Here is a 26,337-nt window from a genome sequence, read left to right on the forward strand (position 1 = left end):
TTTTTAGCATACACAATCCATTTACACACAAATCGCATCCTGAGGAAGGGTTGCGTCGGGAAGGAGAGATCTGAAGCTGGGGTGGAAAGAGAAAAGAAAAAACCTGCACCTAACCAGGCCCGGCGTGCAGGTTAACTGGCGGGCCAACATCGGAAGCCTGCTAGTATACACATTTGTATGACAAATAAAATAAGCAAAGTCTAATAGGTTTGGCAATTCATGCGATTAGCTATCAATGAACGACCGTATCGCTAAAAATAATAAGCGAATGCGCCGCTATTTACAGCGGCTAAAATTATTCAGGGACGCTAAAGGTGGGATATATTTTACTTTCGAGATAGCAGAGCAAAAGCCAAATTTCATCACTAAAAACAAACCATACGCAGCCCAGCAGAATGACCGCAAGAATAATCAGCAGGAAAATTTCGGTTTTACTCATCATGCCAACCACTATCCAATGGCGCCAGGGGCCATGATAGTAGCGAAATAACGACCGAATAAGCAAACGCCGCGTGTCAGCGCGGCGCTATCCGCAGCGACATTTACGCACCATGGCGCGGTTGCGTCAGGATGTCCACCTGCTCAGCCAGCTGATCCAGCAGCTGGAACCGACGCCGGTATTCGGCCCGTTTTTTGCTGGCGATACTCTCCAGTGATTTTCGTTCCAGACGCTGCGGCAGCCGCCAGCGCCACGCGCTTTCCGGCTTACCATCGATGGACTGCCAGAACTCGTCGTAGCTGGCGTGGAAATGGCGGCCCTTGCTCAGACGATAGCGCAGGGCACGGAACACATGGCCGTTATCGCTGACGCCATAAATCGACTCGATAGCGCTGCGAGCGGCCAGTAGCCAAATGAACTCCAGCAGCAGGCGCTTCGGGAACAGGCCGAAGCAGGCGCGAGTGGCCTGCTTAATCACCTCATGGGAAACGTGGCGCCGTGGCCCCTGCAGGCCGCCGATGACCAGTTGCCAGGCTTCACCGTCCCAGGTCACGCTAAAGGTTGCGCTGGCCAACAGGGTGTGATCGCCGTCGCGTAGCCATAATGTGGTTTCGCCCTCGCGCTCAGCCTTCCCGGCTGAGGAGGCGGAGAGAGTGAACGGGCTGTCGTCTTTTCCGTTCAGCGTCAGCAGCGGGACCTCGCTCACCGCGGTCATGGCATGCGCCAGCAGCGACCCTTGCAGGGTATCGATGTAGCGATAATGACTTATCACCGCCATCGCCCGCTGCCAGGCGTTAAGATCGCGCGTCAGGTACTGACGGTGCACTTTTCCCGGCAAGGTCGCCTGCGCGGTCAGAAGCTGATTAAAATCGTCACGGGCGCTAAGCGACTCAAGCATTGCTTTGGTGGGGCTATAAAATAACGCCGTACGCAGCAGAAATTTAAGGCGAAAATTTTTCTGCCGCCAGATAGGTGCAGGTATTAGTCTGCCCATCACCAGATCGGCAATAAGATGCGAGCGCGGCGCAAGCACGCTGGTTGAATGCAGGCTATTGTCTGTCACGATAAACACCTCGTTGTTATTTCCTCCTATTTTAAAGCGAGCTTCTGATAAGCTTAATCCTCTGGCCGACTATATTTCCCGTTTGTTTAAAATCGATTGAGGTGTAAATAAAAATCACGGGGATTCGGCGCAATTACCTATAATTACAGCAGAGAGGTAATTATATGTATCAACGTATTAATGGTAGCGACTGGCGTAATATCTGGCTGATGGGCGATCTGCATGGTTGCTTTGCGCTACTGATGGGCCGCCTGCGTCAGCTGCGCTTTGATCCCTGGGCCGATCTGCTCATTTCCGTGGGCGATCTGATCGATCGCGGACCGCAGAGCGCTGACTGCCTCGGCCTGCTGCGCTGCCGCTGGTTCAGGGCCGTTCGGGGGAATCATGAACAGATGGCGCTGGAGGCGCTGGAGAGCGGGGATATGGCACTCTGGCAGATGAATGGCGGCGACTGGTATGGCCGGGGCACCGCGCAGCAGCGGGCCGAAGCCGACCGGCTGTTAGCGCGTTGTCAGCGGCTACCGTTGATTATTGAAGTTGGGTGTGCAGATGCCCGGCATGTGATCGCCCATGCCGATTATCCGGCGCCAGTCTATCGCTGGCAGCAGCCGGTGGATCCCCAGCGGGTGTTATGGAGCCGTCATCGCCTGAGCGAACATCTGGCGGGACGTCATGGCGCCATCGCCGGAGCAGACCATTTCTGGTTTGGCCATACGCCGCTTCGCACGCCTTATGAACGCGATAATCAACACTATATTGATACGGGCGCCGTGTTTGGCGGAACGCTGACGCTGGTGGCGCTACAATCGGCAGGTTAAAAATCGCTGTATTCGCTGGCGGGTTGCCAGAAGCCATCAATAAAATCTTCTATCGGATAGCAGCCGCCGTGGCGGATCCGCTGATCCTCCATCGCCACTAAGCACTGCGTTTCCTCGCGGTAGACGTCAACCACAATGTCCTCGCAGCCGCCATCCAGATAGCAAATAAACAACACCAAGGCAAACATCCTGGCCTCATGCTCGGGTTCACATACTCTTTAGTGTAGGGGATGACGGCGGGACGGGGAAATAAATAACCCGTCTCAGGCGACGGGTTCATTTGAGTCAGGCAAGGCGCATGACCCAGGCATCAGACTGGCGGTCGTAATGTTTACGGTAGAGCACGGAATGTTCGCCATTGAGAATAGCGGGCACGCTGGTATCGGCATCCCAGGCGTCAAGCTGCATACATAAATCTGGATCGGATTTGCAGGGAATACTTAACGTTCGCTCTCCCTGATGTTCACCGTGCAGTTCGGCATCGTCTATCTCAAACGCGCCGATGCGGACATTGGTTTTACTCATCGCTTCACCCCATTTTTCAGCTGAGTTGTGGTACGACCAGTTGAGGCCGTCATTTTTCAGCGTAGTCAATGGGGTGAAAACCGCCAGTCAAAAAGTGCGCGTTTTTTGCGCGGCGTCACACCTTGCCGGCAAAAAGTTTCCCATCGCGCACCAGTTCGCGCGGGTAGCTATTCTTCAGACGGGAGCCGACGCGCTTGGCCAGACCCAGCGGGACACCCTGGAAGGTCACGATGGCCTCATCCTGCTGCGGCGCGGTCTGCGGATAGACGTCGCGTCCGCGATACCATTCCTCCGCTTCCTCCTGGGTCAGCTCGAAGGCGCGCTGCGGCGCGGCAAAGGCGATAACCGCCTCATGCTGCCAGCGGTACCCCTTATTGTGCACCTCTGCCAGGCGTACGCCGATGCGTGAAAAACGCACCTGACCAAACAGGGGCTCCATAGCCTGCGGGAACAGCCACAGCTCTTTATCCCGCTGCCACAGCGTATGACCTGCGTCCCACACCAGGCCAACAGCGCTGGCGGCGGCAGTTACCGCGGCGGCCTCCCGGCTCTTCAGCGGCGTAAACGGGAATTTGCCGACCTTATAGCCTGGCGCCGGGAGCGGATCGATCGCCGCGGTCTTGCGCAGGCGAGCGACAAAGAAGCCTTCGCAATCGTAGATCTGCGGGAACACGTGCAAAAATCCTTCTGCGGTTAAGGCATCGGCCGCGCCGGAAAACAGATCTCCCAGCGGCAGGATCTCCACCGCCTGCGGATAACGGGACAGTAACCACTGAACAACCGACTGGTTTTCCTCGCGATTCAGGGTACAGGTCGAATACACCAACGTCCCGCCAGGACGCAGGGCATGGAAGGCGCTGTCGATAAGTTCGCGCTGGGTGGCGGCAATGTCGAGGTTGCTCTCCGGCGACCAGTTTTTCAGTGCGTCAGCATCTTTACGCACTACGCCTTCGCCCGAACAGGGGGCATCAAGCAGGATGGCATCGAAAGCTTCGGGTAGCGCCGCGCCGAAAACCCGGCCGTCGAAGTGAGTCAGGGCGACGTTACTGATGCCGCAGCGGCTAATGTTGGCATGCAGCACCTTCACCCGGCTGGCGGAGAACTCATTGGCCAGAATGCCGCCCGCGTTACCCATTCGGGCGGCAATCTGGGTGGTCTTAGACCCCGGCGCGGCGGCAACATCCATCACCCGTTCAGGCTGCGGGTTATCGGCGAACAGAGCGGCGACCGGCAGCATCGAGCTTGCCTCCTGAATATAGAACAGCCCGCTGAGATGTTCGGCGGTGCTGCCCAGCGGCAGGGCATCGTCGCCGTCCCGCTCGATCCAGAATCCCTCTTCACACCAGGGGACCGGCGTCAGCTGCCAGCCATACGGGGCGACCAGAGACAGAAAATCGGCCACACTGATTTTCAGCGTGTTGACGCGAATACTGCGGCGTAGCGGGCGCTGGCAGGCGGCGATAAAGTCGTCGAAAGAGAGATGCGCGGGCATTGCCGCACGCATTTGAGCGAGAAACGCTTCAGGGAAATAGACAGTATTTTCAGCCACAGGCAGCGCACCACAGAAAAAAAGGGTGCGCAGTTTAGCACAAACGCCCCGGTGCAGGACACCGGGGCGTGCGGTGAGTCATCTTCCCGCCCCGGCGTTGGCCGGTGCGGGAAAAGCGTTGTGAGGGTTACTGCGGCAGGGCGGTGCCCCATTCCCGCCACTCTTTCGGCTCGCTCTCCTGCAGCAGGAAGTGCTTGCCATCCTGGGCCTTCGGCGCCAGCGGCGTCCCCGGCGGTGTGGCAAAGGCGATCCCGCCGCGGATAAACTGATTGAAGGTCCCGGTTTTCACCACGCCGCCAACCAGGCCGAAGTCGAGGCTGTAACCCGAGGCCAGCCAGAACACCGAGTTATTGCGTACCAGATACTGGTAGCGCTTGCTGATACGCAGTTTCACCATCACCCGATCGGACATTGACCCCAGCGACAGGCCAGTGACCGTCCCCACTTCAAGGCCGCGGAACAGGACCGGCGTACCGATGCCAAGCGACCCCGCCTCCGGCGCTTCCACCACGATGTTCAGGCCGTCGATATAGCGTGAGTCGCTAATCGTCGTATCCTGGATCTCAAAGTCGCGGCGCGCCGGCCCGCGTCCGGGCTCAACGTTAATATAGGACTGGAACAGGGTGTCGAGATGCTCGACGCCCGCGGCGGAGATTTGCGGGGTGATCACCGAGAAGCGGGTCCCGGCCCGGGCGAAGGTACCGACGTATTCCGGGTAGAGCACCGCTTTCGCCTGCACTTCGTTTTTGGCGGTGATCAGCTCCAGGGACTGGATCTGACCGATATCGATGCCGAGATAACGAATCGGCATCCCGGCCGCCATCTTCCCGGCGTCAAACGCGTGCAGGGTGATCTGGCCGCCCACGGCGCGCGCCGCCGTTTCCGAAGCGTAAAGGATACGTTTGTTATTCAGCCGCGCGTTGGCGCTGCTGCCATTGAGGTTATCGAAACTGATCGCCCCTTTAATGGCGCGCGCCAGCGGCGAGGCCTGAACGGTGAGTCCGTTGCCGTCAAGTTTGACCTTCGCCCCCCCTTCGGCCCAGAAGACGCTGTTGTTGCTCAGCAGGTAGCGGTACTCCGGCTTGATATGCAAATCGATATCGAAAGCGTCTTTGCGCGGTTTGACGGCGATGATCTCGCCGACGGCGAATTTACGATACAGCACCACCGAGCCGGCCTGAACGTCAGGCAGGGTCTCGGCTGAGAGGCTTAAGGTCGTGGTCGGCACTTCGCTCAGGCTGTTTTCCTGGGCCTTTTCGAGGTTGGCGTACAGCGGGTAGCTGCTCTGCATTTCGCCTTTTTCTCCCGGAATGACCCGGATCCCGCCATTAACCCATTCGCTGGCGCTGGCCCCCAGCACCTGCACGCCATCGAGTCCGACTTTGACATCCAGACGGCTGTTAACCACAAACTTACTGTCACCGCGAATGAGATCGCGGTATTCGGGGGCAATCGCGACCTGGAAGGTCACCCCTTTGGCCGTCAGTTTGCGCTCCAGCACCTGGCCGACTTTTACTCCGTGCAGCACCAGCGGTTGGCCGCCGTCAATCCCGTAGCTTTCCGGCGCCGAGAGCGTGACGGTGGCGACGTTGGGCTCCTCCAGCAGCGCTTTATCTGCTGGCATGACGGAGAAGTGGTTGCGCGGCTCGCCTTCACCGGGTACCAGTTCAAAGGTATTGCCGGTGAGCAGGGCGCTGACGCTGGGGTTATCGAGGGAAATTTTCGGCTTCTTCATCTGAATCAGCGTCTTCTCACGCAGCAGCGTCACCACGCTCGGGTCGACGGTCATCTCGCCGGTCACTTTGCCGCCGGGGTTAAGATTCAGCTTACTTAACTGACCCACTTCCAGCCCCTGATACATCAGCGGCGTCGAGCCTGCTTTCAGCCCATCGCCGTCGGGCAGGTCGAGGGTGACCAGCACACCGCGCTGGCTATGCGCCAGATCTTCGTACAGATGATAGTCATCGTTTTGCGCCGCAACCTGCGAATCGGCAGGTGAATCGAAGGCGATAGCGCCGTTCACCAGCGCAGAAAGGTTCTCCAGCTGCACTTTTGCCCCACTCAGGCCGACGTCGGCTTTGATCCCGGAGACGTTCCAGAATCGGCTGCCTTTTTTCACCAGGTTGGTAAACCGGCGCTCGATCAGGACATCGATGGTGACCCCCTGATTATTGGCATTCAGGGTGAAATCATACACGCGCCCGACCGGGATCTTGCGGAAATAGACCAGCGAGCCGCTGTTCAGGGAGCCAAGGTCCGGCGCCTGCAGGTGGATCATCAGCTCGCCGTTGTTGATGCGGTATTTCGGCTGAGTGTCGAGGGCCACGAAGTGATCTTCGGGCTCACCCTTGCCAGGCATCATGCCAATGTAGTTCCCGCCCACCAGCGCATCCAGCCCGGAGACCCCCGCCAGAGAGGCTTTTGGGGTGACCAGCCAGAACTGGGTCTCTTTGCGCAGCGCATCTTTCATATCGCGTTTGATGCTGGCGGAAACCTCAATCTTACTCAGATCTTTACTGAGGCTAATATCCTGGACGGTGCCGACCTCGACCCCCTGATAACGGATAGGCGTCCGCCCCGGCACAATGCCGTTAGCGGACTGGAAATCGATGGTAATCGTCGATCCGCGGTCGTCAAAGCTGGTCCAGATGAGCCAGGCGGCAATCAGCAGCGCGATGACCGGCAACAGCCAGAATGGCGAAATACGGCGTTTAGTTTTTATTCTGGCTTCAGTCTGCGAAGCGGGCGATTCCTGACTCATGTGCGTCCCAAAGTAAGCGGCTGTCCAGCCATTCAACTGCAAGAATAGTTAAAATTACCGCACCGCCGAAGTAAACCGCCGCCGGCCCCATGGTGAAAGCGAGGAGCTGATCGCGATTGATTAGCGACATGGTGAGTGAAATAACAAACAGATCCAACATCGACCAGCGGCCAATCCAGGTTATCAGCCGCAGCAGCAGGATGCGGGTGCGCAAGCCTTGCTCGCACTTGAATTGTATGCTGACCAATAGGGTAAATAACACTATAACTTTGGTGAATGGCACCAAAATACTGGCGATAAATACCACTCCGGCGATGGCGATATTGCTGCTGGCAAGGGAGATGATCCCGGAAAGGATCGTATCGTCCTGGCGCGCACCGTTAACATAGATGATCGAGATCGGCAGCAGGTTGGCTGGTAAGAGAAATATCAGCGAGGCAATCAGCGCCGCCCAGCTGCGCTGCAGGCTCTGTGGCCGGCGATGATGCAGCGGGGAGTGGCAGCGTCGGCAGCGGCCACGCGCGTCGCGGTAGCCGGTGTAGTGGCAGCCGGTGCACACCTGTAAATTGTTATCGGCGCGGGTCGCTGGCCGTTCAGGATAGAAACGCTCCCACAGCTCTTCGACGTTCATGTGAATAAGCGTCAGGATGCTCAGTAGCGTCAGCGAGATAAACGCCACCAGGCCGATGCCGGGCTGCAGAAAGGCGTAATCCTGCACCTTGATGGAGGCGACGCCAATACCCACCAGATAGATATCCAGCATCACCCACTCTTTGAGCTTGCCGAGCATCAGCAGCACCGGGCGCAGGTTCATCCCCAGCACGTTGCCCAGCCAGAGATAGCTAATCGAGACCACCAGCAGCACCGGGGCGACCACCGCGCAAAACAGCACCATGGCGGCGGTAAGCGGGTCACCCTGCGCGGTCATCTGCCAGATCCCTTGCAGGACGTTGGCGTCGATGCGCACGCCCAGCAGGTGCAGGCGCAGCAGAGGCTCCGACCAGGCAAAAGGCATGAGCAGCAGCATCGCAACGGCCATGCTGCCCAAACGCGTCAGCGACCAGTCGCGCCCATCGCGCACCTTGGCGTTGCAGCGTGGGCACCAGGCGCTTTGGTTGCGTTTAAGCACCGGTAAGCGAAAGAGCATGTCACACTGCGTACAGCGCTGATAATGCGCATAGGGAAGCGGTGTGCTGACGGCATGCACGACCAACTTCTTCGCAGGTTTAATCGTTGGTGTTTTTATCGGCATTTATTACGTACAGGAATGAATGTATCCCACTATCTTAACCTATGAATGAATTCATCTTGAGCCTAAGCGCATTTAATGCTTATTTTAGTAGGCTGTACGTATCAGGCAGTAAGACAACCAAGTGAAGATATAATGAGCAAAACAGAATTTTACGCGGATCTGAACCGCGATTTCCAGGCATTAATGGCAGGTGAAACCAGTTTTCTGGCGATGATCGCCAATACCAGCGCGCTGCTGTTCGAGCGGCTGAGCGAGGTCAACTGGGCCGGTTTCTATCTTCTGGAAGGCGATACCCTGGTACTGGGGCCGTTCCAGGGCAAACTGGCCTGTGTGCGCATTCCGGTTGGCCGCGGCGTCTGCGGCGCCGCGGTGGCGCAAGCCCAGGTCCAGCGCGTAGAGGACGTGCATGCGTTTGATGGTCACATTGCCTGCGATGCGGCCAGTAATTCAGAAATTGTCTTTCCCCTGCGCGTGAACGACCAGATTATCGGCGTGCTGGATATCGACAGCACGGCGTATGGCCGCTTCACAGCTGAAGATGAGCAGGGGTTGCGCACGCTGGTCGAGCAACTGGAAAAACTTATCGCGGCCACTGATTATCAAAAAATCTTTACCCGTGTCGTGGGATAATCAACGGATAACGTAGCATTTAGCGAGGACGTCATTATAATGTCGCCTGTTCATGCCTGCGGCTTGTTGGCTACGTCCGTTGTAATCAGGAAATTTCATGGAAAATCAACCTAAGTTGAATAGCAGTAAAGAAGTTATCGCCTTTCTGGCCGAACGTTTCCCGCAGTGCTTTAGCGCTGAAGGCGAAGCGCGCCCCCTGAAAATTGGTATTTTTCAGGATCTCGTTGAGCGAGTGGGTGGTGAGATGAATCTCAGCAAAACCCAGCTTCGCGCTGCATTACGTCTCTACACGTCCAGCTGGCGTTATCTGTACGGCGTGAAAGCCGGCGCTATCCGCGTTGACCTGGACGGCAACCCGTGCGGCGAACTGGAAGAACAGCACATTGCCCATGCGCGCCAGCAGCTGGAAGAAGCGAAAGCTCGCGTTCAGACGCAGCGCGCTGCCCAGCAGGCGAAAAAACGCGAAGCCGCCGCCGCAGGTCAGCAGGATGAAGGGGTTCGCCGCGAGCGTAAACCACGTCCTCAGCAGCCGCGTCGTAAAGAAGGCGCTGAACAGCGTAAACCGCGTCCTGTTGCGGCCAAAGCCCCGCGTGAAGAGCGTCATACTCCGGTTTCGGATGTTTCCGTTCTGACCGTCGGCCAGGCGCTGAAGGTAAAAGCAGGCAATAACGCAATGGACGCCACCGTTCTGGAAATCACCAAAGATGGCGTTCGTGTACAGCTGACTTCTGGTATGTCAATGATTGTACGCGCAGAACACCTGGTGTTCTGAAACGGAGGCCGGGCCAGGCATGAACACATTTTTTAAAATCACCGCGCTTGCGGGCCTGCTGGCAATAGCAGGCCATGCTTTCGCTGTTGATGAAATAACCCGTGCAGATCAAATACCCGTGCTGAAAGAAGAGCCGCAGCACGCGACGGTGAGCGAGCGCGTGACGTCGCGCTTTACCCGTTCTCACTACCGTCAGTTTGATCTCGACAACGCCTTCTCGGCAAAGATTTTTGACCGTTATCTTAACCTGCTGGACTACAGCCACAATGTGCTGCTGGCCAGCGATGTGGCGAAGTTTGCGGCCAAAAAAGATCAAATCGGCGACGAACTGCGCACCGGGAAACTGGACGTCTTCTACGACCTTTACAACCTGGCGCAGCAGCGTCGCTTTGAGCGCTATCAGTATGCGCTCAAAGTGCTGGAACGTCCGATGGACTTTACCGGCAACGATAATTTTAACCTTGATCGCTCCAAAGCGCCGTGGCCAAAAGATGAGGCCGAGCTGAACACGCTGTGGGACGCCAAGGTGAAGTTTGACCAGTTAAGCCTGAAGCTGGCGGGCAAAGACGATAAAGAGATCCGCGACACCTTAACGCGTCGCTATAAGTTCGCGATCCGTCGTCTGGCGCAAACCAACAGCGAAGATGTCTTCTCGCTGGCGATGACCGCCTTCGCTCGCGAAATCGACCCGCACACCAACTACCTGTCTCCACGTAATACCGAGCAGTTCAACACGGAGATGAGCCTCTCTCTTGAGGGGATCGGCGCTGTCCTGCAAATGGATGATGACTACACCGTCATCAATTCGCTGGTGGCGGGCGGTCCGGCCGCGAAGAGCAAAGCGATCAGCGTCGGCGACCGTATCGTTGGCGTTGGCCAGACCGGGAAGCCGATGGTTGATGTCATCGGCTGGCGTCTGGATGACGTGGTCGCGCTGATTAAAGGGCCGAAGGGCAGCAAAGTGCGCCTTGAGATCCTGCCGGCTGGCAAAGGGGCCAAGACGCGTATCGTGACCCTGACCCGCGAGCGGATCCGTCTGGAAGACCGTGCGGTGAAGATGTCGGTGAAAACCGTTGGTAAAGAAAAAGTCGGCGTGCTGGATATTCCGGGCTTTTACGTTGGTCTCACCGATGATGTGAAGGTGCAACTGCAGAAGCTGGAAAAACAGAACGTCAGCAGCATCGTCATTGATCTGCGCAGCAACGGCGGCGGGGCGCTGACCGAGGCGGTATCGCTCTCGGGTCTGTTTATTCCGTCCGGCCCGGTAGTGCAGGTCCGTGATAACAATGGCAAGGTCCGCGAAGACAGCGACAACGACGGCGTGGTCTATTACAAAGGGCCGCTGGTGGTGCTGGTTGACCGCTTTAGCGCCTCGGCGTCTGAAATCTTCGCCGCGGCGATGCAGGATTATGGCCGCGCGCTGATCGTTGGCGAGCCGACCTTCGGTAAAGGGACGGTACAGCAGTATCGCTCGTTGAATCGTATCTACGATCAGATGCTGCGTCCGGACTGGCCGGCGTTAGGTTCCGTCCAGTACACCATCCAGAAGTTCTACCGTATTAACGGCGGCAGTACGCAGCGTAAAGGCGTGACGCCGGATATCATGATGCCAACCGGTAATGAAGATCGTGAGACCGGCGAGCAATATGAAGACAACGCGCTGCCGTGGGATAGCATCAACGCAGCCACCTACGTGAAGTCCGGGGATCTGACCCCGTTTGGACCGGAACTGCTCAAGCGCCATGATGAGCGTATCGCGCAGGATCCAGAGTTCCAGTACATCATGAAGGATATTGCCCGTTATAACGCGATGAAGGACAAGCGTAACATCGTCTCTCTGAACTACGCCCAGCGTGAGAAAGAGAACGAAGAGGATGATGCGATTCGTCTGGCGCGGATTAACGATCGCCTGAAACGCGAAGGCAAACCGCTGCTGAAAAAACTGGATGACCTGCCGAAGGATTACCAGGAGCCGGATCCGTATCTTGATGAAACGGTCCATATCGCGGTAGACCTGGCGCATCTTGAAAAAGCGCGCCCGGCGGTGGAACCGCCAGCCAGTAAATAAACAACAAACGGGCACCTCAGAGGGTGCCCGTTTTATTTTGTGCTTTTGTCATCACCTTTCAGCTCAACTAACAAAATGTCAACCTGCCCGGCCGCTGTCAGCAAGATGCTACAAAATGTAAAGTTGTGTTTTTATCGTGACTTAGCGGGGGTTGATGGTTGAAAATTGCAGCCTGACCCATACGATGTGGGTAATCGCATAGTGCGTTTTGTTAAATTGAGGTAAAAAGAAAATTATGATGCGAATCGCGCTTTTCCTGCTGACGAACCTGGCAGTAATGGTCGTGTTCGGGCTGGTGTTAAGCCTCACGGGGATCCAATCCAGCAGCATGACCGGTCTGTTGATTATGGCCCTGCTGTTCGGCTTCGGTGGTTCTATCGTTTCGCTGATGATGTCGAAATGGATGGCCCTGAAGTCTGTGGGTGGGGAAGTGATCGAGCAGCCGCGCAACGAAACGGAACGCTGGCTGATGCACACCGTCGCCCAACAGGCGCAGCAGGCGGGCATTGCCATGCCGCAGGTGGCTATCTATCACGCGCCTGATATCAACGCTTTTGCTACCGGCGCGCGTCGCGACGCCTCGCTGGTCGCCGTCAGCACCGGGCTGCTACAAAACATGAGCCGTGATGAAGCGGAAGCGGTCATTGCCCATGAAATCAGCCACATCGCTAATGGCGATATGGTGACCATGACGCTGATTCAGGGGGTGGTGAACACCTTCGTTATCTTTATCTCGCGCGTGATTGCCCAGATTGCGGCCGGTTTCCTCGGCGGCAACCGGGAAGATGAAGGGGAGAGCAGCAATGGTAACCCGCTGATCTACTTCGCTGTCGCCACGGTGCTGGAACTGGTGTTCGGTATTCTGGCCAGCATTATTACCATGTGGTTCTCTCGTCATCGCGAGTTCCACGCTGACGCCGGCTCGGCGCGACTGGTGGGCCGCGAGAAGATGATTGCTGCCCTGCAGCGTCTGAAAACCAGCTATGAGCCACAGGAAGCCAGCAGCATGATGGCGTTCTGCATCAATGGTAAAGCGAAATCCATGAGCGAGCTGTTTATGACTCACCCGCCGCTGGATAAACGTATTGAAGCCCTGCGTAGCGGTGAGTATCTGAAGTAATCCGTCGGTTCGACGCTAAAAATAAAAATCCGCAGCCCGAAAGCTGCGGATTTTTTTTGCCGCCGTTTATCAGGCCGCGCGCGGCTGGGTGACGCGCAGACCGCTAATCAGTGCGGCAACGGTCGCCAGAATGCCGGCCAGCAGCAGGGCGGTATGGGTGCCGCTGTTGCCGAGCAGGTTGAACAGCAGGGCGACCAGCGCCGCGCCAGTGCTCTGACCGAGCAGGCGAGCGGTACCCAGCATCCCGCTGGCGCCACCGCTACGATGGCTCGGAGCCGAGGCGACAATAGTGTGGTTATTCGGCGACTGAAACAGCCCGAAACCGGCGCCGCACAGCGCCATACGCCAGATAATATCCAGATCGGAAGGCGACGCGGGCAGTAGCGCCAGGCCGAACAGGCCGCAGGCCATAACCAGCAGCCCAATGGCCCCCAGCAGTCCCGCATGGCATTTCTCAATCAAATAACCGGCCAGCGGCGCCATCACCATGGTCGCCAGCGGCCACGGCGTCAGCAGCAGGCCGGTCTCCACTTCGCTGCGCCCCATCATCGTCTGCAGGAAGAAGGGCAGGGAGACCATCGCCAGCATCTGCGCACAGAAGGAGCAGATGGAGGTGCAGATAGAGAGTGAGAAGAGCGGGATGCGCAGCAGGTCGACCGGCAGCAGGGGGACGGGCATGCTGAGCTGGCGGCGAACGAAGAAAAAGCCCACCACCAGCATGGCGGCCACTTCCGCCAGCACCAGCTGAACAGACTGTCCCTGGGCGAACCCGCTGAGCGCAGTGATCAGCAGCCCGAAGGTGAGGGCGTTCATGATGGCGCTCGGCAGATCGAAGCGGATAATTTTGCTGCGCGCGTTGTTGGGTGGCAGAAAGCGCATGGCCAGAACAAAAGCGACGATCCCGAGGGGAACGTTAATTAAAAACAGCCATTGCCATGAGGCGAGGGAGAGGATCGCCGCGGCGATCGTCGGGCCTGCCGCCGAAGAGACGGCGACTACAAAGGAGTTGATGCCCATGCCGCGGCCGAGAAAGCGCTGCGGATAAATCAGGCGGATCAACGCGGTGTTCACGCTCATCAGCGCGGCGCCGCCCAGCCCCTGGGCGACGCGGGCGAAGGTCAGCATGTCGAGACTGCGCGACAGGGCGCAGGCCAGCGAGGTAAAGATAAACACCACCAGGCCTATCTTATAGATGCGGCGATAGCCGACCATATCGCCGAGGAAAGAGAGCGGTAGCAGGGCGATGACAATGGCGATTTGGTAGGCGTTAACGATCCAGATTGACGCCGCCGGCGAGGCGTTAAGATCGCTGGCGATGGTCGGGAGCGCGACGTTGGCGATAGCCCCGTCGAGCACGGCCATGGTCAGCCCCAGCACGATGGTCAGAATGGCGCCATAGCGTTGCGGCAGCGGCACGCCATCGGAAGAATTTTTATCCATGGTGAATATAAGTCTTAAATGAAACGGTTTTTTGAATGATGAGTTTAGCATTGATTATTCCGCAGTATGTCGCAGATTTGTAACGAAGTGGCAGAAGAATGATTGCGGCGCAGAGGCGGCGAATTTATAATAAAAACCGGTTCTAAATTTTATAAAACAGTTACGGCGAGGTGATAAATGGCAGGTGCAGATTTGGATAAACAGCCAGATTCTGTCTCTTCGGTATTGAAGGTTTTTGGCATCTTACAGGCGCTGGGTGAAGAGCGTGAAATTGGCATTACCGAACTGTCCCAGCGCGTCATGATGTCGAAAAGCACCGTTTATCGCTTTTTACAGACCATGAAATCACTGGGCTATGTGGCGCAGGAAGGCGAGTCAGAGAAATACTCCCTCACGCTCAAGCTGTTCGAGCTGGGCGCTCGTGCGCTGCAGAACGTCGACCTGGTACGCAGCGCCGATATTCAGATGCGCGAACTCTCCCGGCTGACGAAAGAGACTATTCACCTCGGGGCGCTGGATGAAGACAGCATCGTCTACATCCACAAGATTGACTCGATGTACAATCTGCGGATGTACTCGCGTATCGGCCGTCGCAATCCGCTGTACAGTACCGCGATTGGTAAGGTACTGCTGGCGTGGCGCGATCGCAGCGAAGTGGAGCAGATCCTCGAGGGCGTGGAGTATAAACGCAGCACCGAGCGGACCATCACCAGCACGGAAGCGCTGCTGAAGGTGCTGGATGGCGTACGCGAGCAGGGATATGGCGAAGATAACGAAGAGCAGGAAGAGGGACTACGCTGCATCGGGGTACCGGTGTTCGATCGTTTCGGCGTAGTTATCGCCGGACTGAGCATCTCTTTCCCGACGCTACGTTTCTCAGAAGAACGTTTGCATGAATATGTGGCGATGCTGCATCAGGCGGCGCGCAAGATTTCTGAGCAAATGGGATACAACGACTACCCGTTCTGACGCGGTAGCTGAAACATCCGGCGAGCGCTGTGCTATTGTCGCGCTCGCCGGAGTGATTTTAACCGTTATCAACCACGGTTGCGCTTTTGCGCAGAATGGGACAGTTACTGACGCCGATCACACCGCTATTGGAATGCACATAAAGTGCGGTACTGACCCCGCGGGCGGTGAGATACTGACACTTAAGACCCAGACCACCGACGTTTTCTTCACTGTGGAATAATACGCCATAGCCGCTTAATAATACGCCAATCCATAAGATAGCCACGACGACAATAGTACGAATGATTAATCGCATTGATGCCTCATTATTTGTATGATCCTTGCCGTGATTTTGACACGAACACGTTTTGAAACAAGTCGATGATTCCTAAACTTGCCGTTCGTATTACAGTTAGCCGCGGTTTAAGAAGGCCGTGTTATCCTGGTGAGATAAAGTACTAATGCGGAGAGTGGAGTGAAAAAATTACGGTGGGTTTTACTGATAGTCATCATAGCAGGCTGCCTGTTGCTGTGGACTCAGATGCTTAACGTAATGTGCGACCAGGATGTTCAGTTTTTCAGCGGCATTTGCACTATCAATAAATTCATCCCGTGGTAAGACATTTTTCTGACGACTGATTTCCTTCTGCGGTGTGGGTGGTAGAATGAACGCCTTCTCTTTGAGGTGGTGAAATGAGTGAGTTACTAAATCCTGGGATCTTAAATCTGGCTTCGCTGGCTGTATCCGTCGCGTTGCTGCTTGTCGGTCTGTTGTTATGGTTCTTCGTCAACCGCGCCAGTTCGCGGGCGAACGAGCAGATAGAACTGCTGCAAGCGCTGCTGGATCAGCAAAAGCGGCAGAATGCGCTGTTACGTCGCCTTTGCGAAGCTAATGCGCCGGAAAAAGAGGACGTGGCCGAGCCGACCGTCGCAGGCAAGGCGAAAGGAGAGGATGAGTTTATCCGCCTGGTGGCAGAGCGCTAAGTACCTCCACAGGTGTGCATCATAAGATGCGCACCTGCATGATAGCTGGCAGTAATAGCTTATTCTTATTCCATTATTCCTTTCCCCGCGCATTATTCCCTTTTTTACACGCTGTAAATAAAGTCATTCCCGCCGCGTTTATTGCCCTGGAATGTGACACTGTCATCATTTTTTCATTATTAAGGTGCAGAATTAGCTCTATTTTTAGCGTGACGACTAACAGATTTTATTATCACTACACTGGTACGGCTTTAGCGATTTTTCGTCTGCTGTTATGAGTAATTATGCGCATCAATATTCATCGCCTTCAGCGAAGCGCCGTCAGCATGGCGGTTCGTATACGTACATACCTGGACGAAGCGAAGTTGTTGAGCTATGGTAAAAAAGTTGCAGTAATGAGGCAGCAACCAGGTGATATTAGCGAATGCTATAACGCCTTGCCAGGAGCGGCAAAGACGCATAAATGTGCAGGCGATCAAATGATTACCTTATAATTTGTGCGAACGATCGTGACACGTTTAAAAATGGCTTGCCATTATTTACGTAGTATGTGATAACACGTTTCGGGTTAAACGAGGTACAGTTCTGTTTATGTGTGGCATTTTCAGTAAAGAAGTCCTGAGTAAACACGTTGTCGTTGAATACCGCTTCTCTGCCGAACCTTAAATTAGTGCCTCATGCAGTTATGTGTCAGTTTTATCTATGTAAACGCCAGCAGGCGAAGAAAACAGTCTAAGGAATTTTGCAAATGGCAAAGATTAAAGGTCAAGTTAAGTGGTTCAACGAGTCTAAAGGTTTTGGTTTCATTACTCCGGCTGATGGCAGCAAAGACGTGTTCGTACACTTCTCCGCTATCCAGGGTAACGGCTTCAAAACTCTGGCTGAAGGCCAGAACGTTGAGTTCGAAATTCAGGACGGCCAGAAAGGTCCGGCTGCAGTTAACGTAACTGCTATCTGATACAAGACCACTCTTCTTGTATAAAAGCCTCGCCTGCGCGGGGCTTTTGCGTTTTTATTGCAAAGCATGTCATTTTACCCCCTTCCGTCGCGTCTTGTTGCAAATAGTCAACTTTATTAGCATTGTGTAGCAGTCTGTTTTGCTAATTTTCTGTTAAATCAGATGGTTGCAAAATGATGCCGGAGCTATGGTGCTAAAGAAAAAAATGAAGTCCGCCGCCAGCTTTACCCCGATTCGCTTCGGGTTACTCTGTGTGGCCATTCTTGGTTGTCTGGGACTGCTGTTGGCCCGCGTGGGCTGGCTGCAAATTGTCTCTCCCGATAACCTGGTAAAACAAGAAGACATGCGTTCTCTGCGCGAAGAGCCTGTGGCGGTGGAGCGCGGCATGATTAGCGACCGCGAAGGACGACCGCTGGCGGTGAGCGTACCGGTCAGCGCTATCTGGATCGACCCGCAGACCACCATGGAGAAGGGTGGGGTTGGTTATGGTCCTCGCTGGCAGGCAATGGCCGAAGCACTGCATCTCAACCTCGGTGAGCTGGCCCAACGGGTACAAAGTCATCCTCACGCCCGTTTTCTCTATCTGGCGCGTCAGATCAATCCGGAGCAGGCGGAGTGGATTGATAAACTGCATCTCCCGGGCGTCTATCTGCGCGATGAATCGCGACGTTTCTATCCGGCTGGTCATGTGGCTGCCAATCTGCTGGGCTTTACCAACGTCGATAATCAGGGCATCGAAGGGGTGGAGAAAAGCTTTAATGCCCAGCTGACCGGCAAACCCGGACGACGCCTGGTGCGCAAAGATAAACATGGCAATGTTATTGAAAATATTACCGAAGTGCCGCCAGTCCCGGCGCATAATCTGCAGCTGAGTATTGATGAACGTCTGCAGACGGTGACCGAAGATGCGCTGGATAATGCCGTTCGCTGGAATAAGGCGGAATCCGGGGCGGCGGTATTGATCAAAATTGATACCGGTGAGATTCTGGCGATGGCCAGCTACCCGGACTTCAATCCGAACAATCGCGACAGCGCGACGCTGGATGATTTCCGCAACCGCGCCATCAGCGACACCTTCGAACCCGGGTCGACCGTCAAACCGCTGGTGATCATGACCGCGCTCCAGCAGGGGATTGTCCAGCCGGATAGCGTGGTGGACACCCATCCGTTTGTCCTCGACGGCCACCGCATCCGCGATGTGGGCTATTATCCGGAGCTGAGTCTGACCGGGATCCTGCAAAAATCCAGTGATACCGGCGTGTCGCATCTCTCGCTCGCTATGCCGGTGCAGCATCTGCTTGATACCTATCAGGCATTTGGGTTCGGCGAGCCGACCGGATTGGGATTGACCGGGGAAAGCGCCGGGCTGATGCCGCATCGTCGCTACTGGGGGCAGCTGGATCGCGCTACCTTCGCTTTCGGCTATGGGTTAATGGTGACGCCGCTCCAGCTGGCGCACGTCTACGCGACTATCGGCGGTTTCGGTATTGAACGACCGTTATCGATAACCCGCATCGATCCGCCGGTGATAGGTACGCGGGTGATGCCGGAGAACATCGTGCACAGCGTAGAGCATATGATGGAGAGCGTGGCGCTCCCGGGCGGGGGCGGGACCAAAGCGGCAGTGCGCGACTACCGGGTGGCGGTAAAAACCGGGACGGCGAAGAAAATCGGTCCGGACGGCAAATATATCGATAAATATGTGGCCTACACCGCCGGCGTGGCGCCCGCCAGTCGTCCACAGTTTGCGCTGGTGGTGGTGATGAACGATCCGAGTAATGGCTCCTATTACGGCGGGGCGGTGTCCGCGCCGGTCTTCAGCCAGATCATGGGGGATGTCCTGCGGCTGGAGAACGTCATGCCGGACGGCATGCCGCAAGGGGCGGAGAATCTGATCGTGATGCACGACAGCCATCCGCTGGCGCCGGCGCTGTAACAGTGGTCTGAAGGGGCGAATAGCGCTACACTTTCGCCCTTTAGCAACACCGGAGCCGTCATGTCATACAGTTGCCCCCTTTGCCACGCGCCGTTAAGCCGCGGCGACAACCACTATTCCTGCCCGCAGCGGCACCAGTTCGATCTGGCGAAAGAGGGGTACGTCAATCTGCTACCGGTGCAGTTCAAGCGGTCGCGCGATCCCGGCGATAGCGCTGAGATGATGCAGGCCCGGCGGGCGTTTCTGGATGCGGGTCATTATCAGCCGCTACGGGAGGCGATCGCCGAACGGCTGCGGCACCACGCCCCTGCGGATTTACTGGATATCGGCTGTGGCGAAGGGTATTACACCCACGCGTTTGCCACCATCGCCAGCCATAGCTGGGGGCTGGACGTGTCGAAGCCAGCGATCCGCGCGGCGGCAAAACGCTACCCGCAGGTCAGTTTTTGCGTCGCCTCCAGCCAGCGTCTGCCGTTCTCTGATAACAGCTTCGATGCGGTAGTGCGCATTTACGCCCCCTGCAACGCCGAAGAGCTGGCGCGGGTGGTGCGGCCTGGCGGATGGGTGATCACCGCCACGCCGGGACCCCGCCATCTGCTGGAGCTAAAAGGGCTGATTTACGATGAGGTACGCCTGCATGAGCTGAAGACGGAAGCGATGCCGGGATTCCGCCTGGACGCTCAGCAGCAGCTGGCCTATCCGATGACCCTGACGGGAAGTGAAGCGCAGGCGCTGCTGCAGATGACGCCGTTCGCGTGGCGGGCTAAGCCTGAGGTGCACGCCGCGCTGCGTCAGCAGGCGACGTTTGGCTGCCAGACCGACTTCATGATCCATTGCTGGCAGCGCGAGGCGTAAGGCTTAACCGGCGAAATGGCTCCAGAGGATTTCGCTGCCGATGCCAATCAGCACAATACCGCCGAGGATTTCGGCCCGTTTGCCCAACAGCGGGCCAATAAAGCGACCGACCATGATCCCCAGCGTCGACATAAGAAACGTCGCGCAGCCGATCGCCAGCGCGGTGGTCACAATGCTGACCTGCAGGAAGGCCAGACCCACACCAACGGCCATCGCGTCAAGGCTGGTGGCGAAGGCGGTGGTGACCAGCAGCCAGAAACCATGACGGCGAGGCGCGTCGCACGCCTCGTCGCTGTCGCCGCGAACACCTTCCACGATCATTCGCCCGCCGAGAAACACCAGCAGAATAAAGGCAATCCAGTGGTTCCACTCGAGGACAAACTGGCTGGCCAACATGCCGAGTCCCCAGCCGACCAGCGGGGTCAGGGTTTCAATCACGCCAAAAATCAGCCCGGTGCGGACGGCTTCTGAGAATTTAGGTTTGTGCAGGGTGGCACCCTTGCCGATAGAGGCTGCAAAGGCGTCCATAGACATGCCGAAGGCGAGAAGAATGGTAGCGGATAAATTCATGTGCGTGTCCTGACCGGGGATAATCCATATGACACATCGCTGCCCCCAGTAAATATACGCGGAGCCGCTCAATGGCTGAGCAATACGTACAGCAGTGATGTATCTATGGTCTCGCCTGATTGAATCACTTCAACCCGTACGTGCCACGTTTTGCAACGAGTATGTTGACACGTACATTTCCTGACAAACAGGAAATCGGCTACTCCCCAACGACGGGCGCAACCTTAACATATTTTTAGAATATAAAACAATAACAGAAGACGGCTATTTTAATAACCAAATGATAACGATTTTCATTTGAATTTATAAGTAAATAAATAGTTAATAAAAAAGGGAAGAGGAGGCAGGGGAAATATAGCCATGGCTATATGTTTTTCCAGAGAAAAACTGGAAAATATAGCGCTGGCTATATTTATAACTCATTGAGTTGAAACGAGAAGTTTGTAGATTTTCTCCAGGTCGTCGATATTTCGTACGCGAATAAGCAGCCGCCGTTGCTCTAATTGCATCACCAGCACGCCGTCCTCGGATAAATTCATCTCTTTAATTCGCTGATATTCTATCCACACGTTGGCGAAGAAAAAACCGCGCGGTTTAAAAATGATTTTCGGCGTACGGATCCAGAATAAATAGAGACCCATCAGCGCCAGGGCAGATAATAGCCAGGTGGTGATCGGGGTGCCGTGCTGGGTAATGTTGTTATAGATCAGAATGGCGGTGAGGCCGACAAAGATCAGACCGTCAACGCGGCTGCGGCGAAGCAGGGGGATGGCCAGCAGCACCGGGCCGTTCCGCCTCGGCATAATGAACTGGTCATACACCGCGTAGGCCAGTAGCGCAAGGATAAACAGGATGATCACCAGGTCCGTGAATGTCATTGCTTTGCGTTCCTCCTGATAAAAAAAAGCCGGGGGCAAGCCCCCGGCGTACAACCTGGAAATTACAGACCCAGCAGGCCGACAGCGTAGCCCGCGATACCGATGACGAAGAAGCCAACGATGATCCACAGTGGGTTAACTTTCTTGCGCAGCAGCCACATACAGGCGAAGGTCAACAGCAGCGGTACCAGGCCCGGCATCAACTGGTCGAGGATGGTTTGCACCGTGGTGACGTGAACCTGTCCGTCAGAACCGGTGATTTTTGACACCACCATCGGAATATTCACGTGCGTCCACTTGTTAACCAGCGCCCCCATGACAAACAGGCCGAGGATTGACGCCCCCTCAGTCAGTTTCTGCAGGAAACCGCCGCCCATATCTTTAACGATGTCCACGCCTTTGCGGTAACCATAGGCGACGCCATAGTAACGGGTCAGCAGACGCACTGCGTTGAACAGGATAAAGAACAGCAGAGGACCGAGCAGGCTACCGCTCATCGCGATCCCAGCGCCTAAGGCCGCGAACACAGGACGCACGGTACCCCAGAAGATCGGGTCGCCCACGCCGGCCAGCGGCCCCATCAGACCGACTTTGATGCCGTTGATGGCGCCATCGTCAATCTCTGCGCCATTGGCGCGCTGCTCTTCCATCGCCAGGGTTACGCCCAGTACCGGAGCGGCAACGTAAGGATGGGTGTTGAAGAACTCAAGGTGACGTTTAATCGCCTGCTTACGCGCATCATTGTTCTCCGGGTACAGGCGACGGATTGCCGGAACCATAGAGAAGCAGAAGCCCAGCGCCTGCATACGTTCGAAGTTCCATGACCCCTGGAACAGGTTAGAACGAATGAACACGCCACGAATATCACTCTGAGTGAGTTTTTTCTCGGTGGTATTTTTAGTCATATCAACCATTTCGCTCACCTGTTAGTCCAGTTCGTTATCGAGATCGTTGTTACCAGCCGCCTGAGCCGGCGCACCGGCGACGCGGTTATATTTCGGGCTCAGCTGGATGTAGAGGATAGCCATGACCGCACCAATCACCCCCAGGGCTACCAGGTTGAAGTTGGTGAAGGCGGCGGTGACGAAGCCGAGGTAGAAGAACGGCATCAGGTAGCCTGCGCGCATCATGTTGATGACCATCGCATAACCGACAACCACGATCATACCGCCGGCGATGTTCAGACCGCTGGTGACCACTTCAGGGATCGCGTTCAGCAGGCCCTGGACTTCGCTGGTACCGACGGAAATGGCGACGATGACGGCCGGGATAGCGATACGCATCGCCTGCAGGAACAAGGACGAGACGTGCAACCACGACAGGGCGGTCAGGTTGCCATTCTCCGCCGCTTTATCTGCCGCGTGCTGGAAGGCTACGGTGATGGTACGAACGATAATGGTCAGCACCTGGCCTGCCGCCGCCAGCGGGATAGCCAGCGCGATACCGGCACCGATGCTCTGATGGCCGGCAATAACCAGAACGGTGGAAATAATGGACGCCAGCGCGGCATCAGGTGCAACCGCCGCACCGATGTTCATCCAACCCAGAGCGATCATTTCCAGCGTACCGCCGATGATAATACCGGTTTTCATATCGCCGAGAACGGCACCGATCAGCGTACAAGCGACCAGAGGACGGTGGAACTGAAATTCATCAAGCACCGACTCCATACCCGCAATACACGCGACGATGAACACCAGCACAATCTGAAGAAGGGTAATCTCCATTGTACTTCTCCTGTTGATTAAGTCTTAAAGTGAAAACTGGGGCGCGATCGACCGGGTTATTTATCAACCTTGGCGATCAGATCCATCATTTTCAGTTTCGGGTCGGTGGACACTTTACGTGCCTCCAGCTCGATACCGCGTGCGTTCAGCTTGTTAAACGCCTCAATATCTTTGGCATCGACCGAAATCGCGTTGTTAACCTGGGTTTTGCCCTGGCGGAACGCCATACCACCGATGTTGACGCTGGTGATTTTCACGCCGCCCTCGACGATACGCTCAACGTCGGTCGGGTTAGTAAACAGCAGCATGACGCGCTGCCCGGCGTACATCGGGTTGTTGTAAACGCGGATCATTTTGGCGACGTCCACCACGTGGGCGGTGACGCCCGGTGGTGCAACCTGGGTCAGCAGGGTTTTGCGCACCGTATCCGCGGCCACTTCGTCGCTGACGACGATGATGCGGGTGACGTTGGTCTCTTTGGTCCAGCGGGTGGCGACCTGACCATGGATCAGGCGGTCGTCAATGCGCGCGAGGCCAATCACCATGTAGTCGTTCGGGCCCATCGGTTTGGCCGGCGCGGCGGCTTTTGGCGCCGCGGCAGGGGCTGGCGCGGGAGCCGCTTTTTCCACCGGTTTGGCCTTCAGCGCTTTCACGCCTTCGCTACCGGTCTCCACCGCTAAGGCGACCAGTTCATCAAACGAAGGGTCATCATCGCGGGCCATGAAGGTTTCCACCAGCATCGGGATGTTGACGCCAGCGATAACTTCGTAATGCTCTTTATCGACGACAATGCGGCTCGCAGCGTTGAACGGGCTGCCTCCCCATGTATCGACGAGAAATAGCACGCCTTTACTGGTATCCAGTTTTGCCAACTGGGCATTGTATTTCTCGATCAGCGTTTCGGCGTTTTCACCCGGAACGAAATCGATCCAGCCAACGTTTTCCTGCTCGCCCAACAGCATCTCTGCTGTTTTCAGCAGCTGTTCTGCAGCCCAACCATGTGTGCCTATTACAATAGCAATCGTCACTTGCTACCTCCTTTATTATCGTGAATGCATCATCTGCTTTGATACATCCTGAATCACTCTTGAGGACAAAATCGATTCAGTTAGGGTGTAAGATAGAAAATAGTTACTACCGCGAATTATTTTAGACAGTGAAAAAATAATTAATGTGATGAAGATCCGTTAATCAGGCATCGCCTGGTAATAATTTTGCAGCGCAAAAAATAGCCTTAGTTATTGCAAATTCAGGTAAATTTTTTCCAATTTCGATCTATATTTTGCTATGTTTAACTTCCGTTTAATTACTCAGGAGTATAGGGCATAGCCCGCAGTATGGACCGTCATCGACGTCTTTTCACTTTCTGGCACCTGGTTGCCACCTCCACGCATCACGCTTTTCTCTCAGCACCTATTGTCGCGCCCATGCATGACATGGCGATGACTCAGCTTGCCGCTAACCGGAGTCGTACATGGAATTGTTAATGGATCCCTCAATCTGGGCTGGCCTGTTGACGCTTATCGTTCTGGAGATTGTGCTCGGTATCGACAACCTGGTGTTTATTGCCATCCTGGCGGACAAACTGCCGCCGAAGCAGCGCGATAAAGCGCGACTGATCGGCCTTTCGCTGGCGCTGGTGATGCGCCTGGGGCTGCTGTCGGTGATCTCCTGGATGGTGACCCTGACGAAGCCGCTGATTACTATCGCTGATTTCTCCTTTTCCGGGCGCGACCTTATCATGCTGCTCGGCGGGATCTTCTTGCTGTTTAAGGCGACGACTGAACTGCATGAGCGGCTGGAAAACCGCCAGCACGATAGCGGTCACGGTAAAGGGTATGCCAGTTTCTGGGTGGTGGTACTGCAGATCGTGGTGCTGGACGCCGTCTTCTCTCTGGATGCGGTGATCACGGCGGTCGGGATGGTTAACCATCTGCCGGTGATGATGGCGGCGGTGGTGATCGCCATGATCATGATGCTGCTGGCGTCGAAGCCATTGACGCGCTTTGTCAACCAGCACCCGACGGTGGTGGTGCTCTGTCTGAGCTTCCTGTTGATGATCGGCCTGAGCCTGGTGGCGGAAGGGTTTGGCTTCCATATTCCGAAAGGGTATCTGTACGCGGCGATCGGTTTCTCGATCATCATCGAGTTCTTTAACCAGGTGGCGCGACGCAACTTTGTCCGACATCAGTCGACGCTGCCGCTGCGTGCCCGTACCGCGGATGCGATCCTGCGCCTGATGGGCGGCCGGAAACAGACCTCCGTCAGCCATGACGCTGACAGCCCGGCAGCCATACCGGTGCCGGAAGGGGCGTTTGCCGAAGAAGAACGTTACATGATTAACGGCGTGCTGACGCTGGCCCAGCGCTCCCTGCGCGGTATTATGACCCCGCGCGGTGAAATCAGCTGGGTTGACGCCGAACAGAGTGATGACGAAATTCGTCGTCAGCTGCTCTCGTCGCCGCACAGTCTGTTCCCGGTCTGCCGCGGAGAGCTGGATGAAATCATTGGTATCGTGCGGGCGAAAGAGTTGCTGGTGGCCCTTGAGGCGGGCGAAAACGTTGCGGCGCTGGCCTCTGCCTCCCCGGCGATTGTCGTCCCGGAAACGCTGGACCCGATCAATCTGCTCGGCGTTCTGCGCCGCGCGCGCGGCAGCTTTGTCATCGTGACCAACGAGTTTGGCATGGTACAGGGGCTGGTGACGCCGCTGGACGTCCTGGAAGCCATCGCCGGTGAATTCCCGGATGCCGATGAGACGCCGGAGATCGTCATTGACGGCGATGGCTGGCTGATCAAAGGCTCGACCGACCTGCATGCGCTGCAGCAGGCGCTTGGACTGGATGCGCTGGTCAATGAAGATGAGGATATTGCCACGGTGGCCGGGTTGGTGATCGCTGTCAATGGCCATATCCCGCGCATTGGCGACACCGTGTCGCTACCGCCGCTGCAGTTTACCGTGGTGGAAGCGAATGATTACCGGGTCGACCTGGTCCGCGCGGTGGTCACCCGTCCGCTGAGCGACGAAGAAGAGTAATTGCCCT

Annotated in this window: 26 protein-coding genes, 2 pseudogenes and 1 riboswitch; of the genes and pseudogenes, 14 read left to right on the top strand and 14 right to left on the bottom strand. The window is 56.1% G+C overall.

What is annotated here, in order from left to right:
* Nucleotides 1-295 precede the first annotated feature (295 nt).
* Nucleotides 296-439 carry an Ecr family regulatory small membrane protein gene (locus CW267_RS30270; RefSeq protein WP_046621074.1) on the bottom strand — a complete coding sequence of 48 codons (144 nt, stop codon included), beginning with the start codon at nt 437-439 and terminating at the stop codon, nt 296-298.
* 103 nt (nt 440-542) lie between these two features.
* Nucleotides 543-1,511 (bottom strand): VirK/YbjX family protein, encoded by a 969-nt coding sequence (locus CW267_RS02675; RefSeq protein WP_162493241.1) that lies wholly within the window; start codon nt 1,509-1,511, stop codon nt 543-545.
* A gap of 155 nt (nt 1,512-1,666) precedes the next feature.
* Here CW267_RS02675 and pphA point away from each other — a divergent pair, with 155 nt between their 5' ends.
* Complete coding sequence (pphA, locus tag CW267_RS02680; RefSeq protein WP_008804273.1) at nt 1,667-2,320, top strand: protein-serine/threonine phosphatase; 654 nt, start codon at nt 1,667-1,669, stop codon at nt 2,318-2,320.
* Here pphA and CW267_RS02685 read toward each other — a convergent pair.
* From CW267_RS02685 to yebS, 5 genes are all read right to left on the bottom strand, one after another.
* Nucleotides 2,317-2,508, bottom strand: a complete 192-nt coding sequence (locus tag CW267_RS02685) for a YebW family protein (protein WP_002911395.1) — start codon at nt 2,506-2,508, stop codon at nt 2,317-2,319. The two genes, pphA and CW267_RS02685, sit on opposite strands and share 4 nt — an antisense overlap.
* Before the next feature lie 97 nt (nt 2,509-2,605).
* Nucleotides 2,606-2,845, bottom strand: coding sequence for a YebV family protein (locus tag CW267_RS02690; RefSeq protein ID WP_002911393.1), 240 nt, complete (start codon nt 2,843-2,845; stop codon nt 2,606-2,608).
* 115 nt (nt 2,846-2,960) lie between these two features.
* Entirely contained in the window at nt 2,961-4,394 is a 1,434-nt protein-coding gene (rsmF, locus tag CW267_RS02695; protein ID WP_008804274.1) for a 16S rRNA (cytosine(1407)-C(5))-methyltransferase RsmF, read from the bottom strand.
* 127 nt (nt 4,395-4,521) lie between these two features.
* The gene (locus CW267_RS02700; RefSeq protein ID WP_100780969.1) at nt 4,522-7,155 is read right to left on the bottom strand and encodes a PqiB family protein; all 2,634 of its coding nucleotides are present in this window, start codon (nt 7,153-7,155) and stop codon (nt 4,522-4,524) included.
* Complete coding sequence (gene yebS, locus CW267_RS02705; protein ID WP_008804276.1) at nt 7,124-8,407, bottom strand: membrane integrity lipid transport subunit YebS; 1,284 nt, start codon at nt 8,405-8,407, stop codon at nt 7,124-7,126. Before yebS ends, CW267_RS02700 begins: the two co-directional genes overlap by 32 nt.
* 132 nt (nt 8,408-8,539) lie before the next feature.
* Between yebS and CW267_RS02710 the strand changes: the two are divergent.
* From CW267_RS02710 to htpX, 4 genes and pseudogenes are all read left to right on the top strand, one after another.
* Nucleotides 8,540-9,053, top strand: a pseudogene (locus CW267_RS02710) (GAF domain-containing protein).
* Between the two features lie 81 nt (nt 9,054-9,134).
* Nucleotides 9,135-9,809 carry an RNA chaperone ProQ gene (proQ, locus tag CW267_RS02715; RefSeq protein ID WP_032741230.1) on the top strand — a complete coding sequence of 225 codons (675 nt, stop codon included), beginning with the start codon at nt 9,135-9,137 and terminating at the stop codon, nt 9,807-9,809.
* Nucleotides 9,810-9,828: 19 nt separating this feature from the next.
* Complete coding sequence (gene prc, locus CW267_RS02720; protein WP_008804279.1) at nt 9,829-11,877, top strand: carboxy terminal-processing peptidase; 2,049 nt, start codon at nt 9,829-9,831, stop codon at nt 11,875-11,877.
* 235 nt (nt 11,878-12,112) lie between these two features.
* A complete protein-coding gene (gene htpX / locus CW267_RS02725; protein ID WP_008804280.1) occupies nt 12,113-12,997 on the top strand; it encodes a protease HtpX in 885 nt (294 codons plus the stop codon).
* A 69-nt stretch (nt 12,998-13,066) separates the two neighbouring features.
* Here htpX and CW267_RS02730 read toward each other — a convergent pair whose 3' ends face one another.
* Nucleotides 13,067-14,437, bottom strand: coding sequence for an MFS transporter (locus CW267_RS02730; RefSeq protein ID WP_012541268.1), 1,371 nt, complete (start codon nt 14,435-14,437; stop codon nt 13,067-13,069).
* Nucleotides 14,438-14,614: 177 nt separating this feature from the next.
* Between CW267_RS02730 and kdgR the strand changes: the two genes are divergently transcribed.
* Nucleotides 14,615-15,406 (top strand): DNA-binding transcriptional regulator KdgR, encoded by a 792-nt coding sequence (gene kdgR, locus CW267_RS02740; RefSeq protein ID WP_008804282.1) that lies wholly within the window; start codon nt 14,615-14,617, stop codon nt 15,404-15,406.
* A gap of 58 nt (nt 15,407-15,464) precedes the next feature.
* On the opposite strand, the gene CW267_RS02745 is transcribed toward kdgR, so the two are convergent.
* Nucleotides 15,465-15,704 carry a YobH family protein gene (locus CW267_RS02745; RefSeq protein WP_008804283.1) on the bottom strand — a complete coding sequence of 80 codons (240 nt, stop codon included), beginning with the start codon at nt 15,702-15,704 and terminating at the stop codon, nt 15,465-15,467.
* 159 nt (nt 15,705-15,863) lie between these two features.
* Between CW267_RS02745 and mgrB the strand changes: the two genes are divergently transcribed.
* From mgrB to rlmA, 7 genes and pseudogenes are all read left to right on the top strand, one after another.
* Entirely contained in the window at nt 15,864-16,007 is a 144-nt protein-coding gene (mgrB, locus tag CW267_RS02750; RefSeq protein WP_002911375.1) for a PhoP/PhoQ regulator MgrB, read from the top strand.
* 74 nt (nt 16,008-16,081) lie between these two features.
* The gene (locus CW267_RS02755; protein WP_002911374.1) at nt 16,082-16,372 is read left to right on the top strand and encodes a YebO family protein; all 291 of its coding nucleotides are present in this window, start codon (nt 16,082-16,084) and stop codon (nt 16,370-16,372) included.
* Nucleotides 16,373-16,656: 284 nt separating this feature from the next.
* The gene (locus tag CW267_RS30275) at nt 16,657-16,866 is read left to right on the top strand and encodes a hypothetical protein (RefSeq protein WP_153242727.1); all 210 of its coding nucleotides are present in this window, start codon (nt 16,657-16,659) and stop codon (nt 16,864-16,866) included.
* Between the two features lie 97 nt (nt 16,867-16,963).
* A pseudogene (locus CW267_RS02770) lies at nt 16,964-17,035 on the top strand (DUF2627 domain-containing protein); the annotation flags it as partial.
* A gap of 85 nt (nt 17,036-17,120) precedes the next feature.
* Complete coding sequence (gene cspE / locus CW267_RS02775) at nt 17,121-17,330, top strand: transcription antiterminator/RNA stability regulator CspE (protein WP_001062678.1); 210 nt, start codon at nt 17,121-17,123, stop codon at nt 17,328-17,330.
* A 187-nt stretch (nt 17,331-17,517) separates the two neighbouring features.
* On the top strand, nt 17,518-19,266 hold the full coding sequence (gene ftsI / locus CW267_RS02780; RefSeq protein ID WP_008804285.1) for a peptidoglycan glycosyltransferase FtsI: 1,749 nt from the start codon (nt 17,518-17,520) through the stop codon (nt 19,264-19,266).
* Between the two features lie 60 nt (nt 19,267-19,326).
* Entirely contained in the window at nt 19,327-20,121 is a 795-nt protein-coding gene (gene rlmA, locus CW267_RS02785) for a 23S rRNA (guanine(745)-N(1))-methyltransferase (RefSeq protein WP_008804286.1), read from the top strand.
* Between the two features lie 3 nt (nt 20,122-20,124).
* Here the strand turns inward: rlmA and mntP are convergent, their stop codons facing one another.
* The 5 genes from mntP to manX all read right to left on the bottom strand — a co-directional run bounded on the left by mntP (nt 20,125) and on the right by manX (nt 24,324).
* Nucleotides 20,125-20,691: a manganese efflux pump MntP gene (mntP, locus tag CW267_RS02790; RefSeq protein ID WP_008804287.1), complete on the bottom strand. Its 567-nt coding sequence runs from the start codon at nt 20,689-20,691 to the stop codon at nt 20,125-20,127.
* Nucleotides 20,692-20,808: 117 nt separating this feature from the next.
* A riboswitch (yybP-ykoY riboswitch) is annotated at nt 20,809-20,911 on the bottom strand.
* 199 nt (nt 20,912-21,110) lie between these two features.
* Nucleotides 21,111-21,569, bottom strand: a complete 459-nt coding sequence (locus CW267_RS02795; protein WP_008804288.1) for a DUF986 family protein — start codon at nt 21,567-21,569, stop codon at nt 21,111-21,113.
* A gap of 62 nt (nt 21,570-21,631) precedes the next feature.
* The gene (locus CW267_RS02800) at nt 21,632-22,483 is read right to left on the bottom strand and encodes a PTS mannose transporter subunit IID (protein ID WP_004145526.1); all 852 of its coding nucleotides are present in this window, start codon (nt 22,481-22,483) and stop codon (nt 21,632-21,634) included.
* 12 nt (nt 22,484-22,495) lie between these two features.
* Nucleotides 22,496-23,296 carry a PTS mannose/fructose/sorbose transporter subunit IIC gene (locus CW267_RS02805; RefSeq protein WP_004203359.1) on the bottom strand — a complete coding sequence of 267 codons (801 nt, stop codon included), beginning with the start codon at nt 23,294-23,296 and terminating at the stop codon, nt 22,496-22,498.
* Nucleotides 23,297-23,352: 56 nt separating this feature from the next.
* Nucleotides 23,353-24,324, bottom strand: coding sequence for a PTS mannose transporter subunit IIAB (manX, locus tag CW267_RS02810; protein WP_008804289.1), 972 nt, complete (start codon nt 24,322-24,324; stop codon nt 23,353-23,355).
* Nucleotides 24,325-24,770: 446 nt separating this feature from the next.
* Here manX and yoaE point away from each other — a divergent pair, with 446 nt between their 5' ends.
* Nucleotides 24,771-26,330 (top strand): CNNM family cation transport protein YoaE, encoded by a 1,560-nt coding sequence (yoaE, locus tag CW267_RS02815; protein WP_008804290.1) that lies wholly within the window; start codon nt 24,771-24,773, stop codon nt 26,328-26,330.
* The last annotated feature ends 7 nt before the right edge of the window (nt 26,331-26,337 follow it).

Source organism: Klebsiella sp. X1-16S-Nf21, from assembly GCF_002837615.1.
GTDB lineage: Bacteria > Pseudomonadota > Gammaproteobacteria > Enterobacterales > Enterobacteriaceae > Klebsiella > Klebsiella variicola.

Excerpts from the sequence above, each read along its gene's own strand:
- rlmA (WP_008804286.1), top strand. The coding sequence starts at position 19,327 with ATGTCATACAGTTGCCCCCTTTGCCACGCGCCGTTAAGCCGCGGCGAC.
- CW267_RS02805 (WP_004203359.1), bottom strand. The coding sequence starts at position 23,296 with ATGGAGATTACCCTTCTTCAGATTGTGCTGGTGTTCATCGTCGCGTGT.
- cspE (WP_001062678.1), top strand. The coding sequence starts at position 17,121 with ATGGCAAAGATTAAAGGTCAAGTTAAGTGGTTCAACGAGTCTAAAGGT.
- CW267_RS02685 (WP_002911395.1), bottom strand. The coding sequence starts at position 2,508 with ATGTTTGCCTTGGTGTTGTTTATTTGCTATCTGGATGGCGGCTGCGAG.
- CW267_RS30270 (WP_046621074.1), bottom strand. The coding sequence starts at position 439 with ATGAGTAAAACCGAAATTTTCCTGCTGATTATTCTTGCGGTCATTCTG.
- kdgR (WP_008804282.1), top strand. The coding sequence starts at position 14,615 with ATGGCAGGTGCAGATTTGGATAAACAGCCAGATTCTGTCTCTTCGGTA.
- CW267_RS02745 (WP_008804283.1), bottom strand. The coding sequence starts at position 15,704 with ATGCGATTAATCATTCGTACTATTGTCGTCGTGGCTATCTTATGGATT.
- pphA (WP_008804273.1), top strand. The coding sequence starts at position 1,667 with ATGTATCAACGTATTAATGGTAGCGACTGGCGTAATATCTGGCTGATG.
- CW267_RS02700 (WP_100780969.1), bottom strand. The coding sequence starts at position 7,155 with ATGAGTCAGGAATCGCCCGCTTCGCAGACTGAAGCCAGAATAAAAACT.
- CW267_RS02755 (WP_002911374.1), top strand. The coding sequence starts at position 16,082 with ATGAGTGAGTTACTAAATCCTGGGATCTTAAATCTGGCTTCGCTGGCT.
- CW267_RS02690 (WP_002911393.1), bottom strand. The coding sequence starts at position 2,845 with ATGAGTAAAACCAATGTCCGCATCGGCGCGTTTGAGATAGACGATGCC.
- proQ (WP_032741230.1), top strand. The coding sequence starts at position 9,135 with ATGGAAAATCAACCTAAGTTGAATAGCAGTAAAGAAGTTATCGCCTTT.
- prc (WP_008804279.1), top strand. The coding sequence starts at position 9,829 with ATGAACACATTTTTTAAAATCACCGCGCTTGCGGGCCTGCTGGCAATA.
- mntP (WP_008804287.1), bottom strand. The coding sequence starts at position 20,691 with ATGAATTTATCCGCTACCATTCTTCTCGCCTTCGGCATGTCTATGGAC.
- htpX (WP_008804280.1), top strand. The coding sequence starts at position 12,113 with ATGATGCGAATCGCGCTTTTCCTGCTGACGAACCTGGCAGTAATGGTC.
- yebS (WP_008804276.1), bottom strand. The coding sequence starts at position 8,407 with ATGCCGATAAAAACACCAACGATTAAACCTGCGAAGAAGTTGGTCGTG.
- CW267_RS02730 (WP_012541268.1), bottom strand. The coding sequence starts at position 14,437 with ATGGATAAAAATTCTTCCGATGGCGTGCCGCTGCCGCAACGCTATGGC.
- yoaE (WP_008804290.1), top strand. The coding sequence starts at position 24,771 with ATGGAATTGTTAATGGATCCCTCAATCTGGGCTGGCCTGTTGACGCTT.
- CW267_RS02800 (WP_004145526.1), bottom strand. The coding sequence starts at position 22,483 with ATGGTTGATATGACTAAAAATACCACCGAGAAAAAACTCACTCAGAGT.
- CW267_RS30275 (WP_153242727.1), top strand. The coding sequence starts at position 16,657 with ATGCGCATCAATATTCATCGCCTTCAGCGAAGCGCCGTCAGCATGGCG.
- ftsI (WP_008804285.1), top strand. The coding sequence starts at position 17,518 with ATGGTGCTAAAGAAAAAAATGAAGTCCGCCGCCAGCTTTACCCCGATT.
- CW267_RS02795 (WP_008804288.1), bottom strand. The coding sequence starts at position 21,569 with ATGACATTCACGGACCTGGTGATCATCCTGTTTATCCTTGCGCTACTG.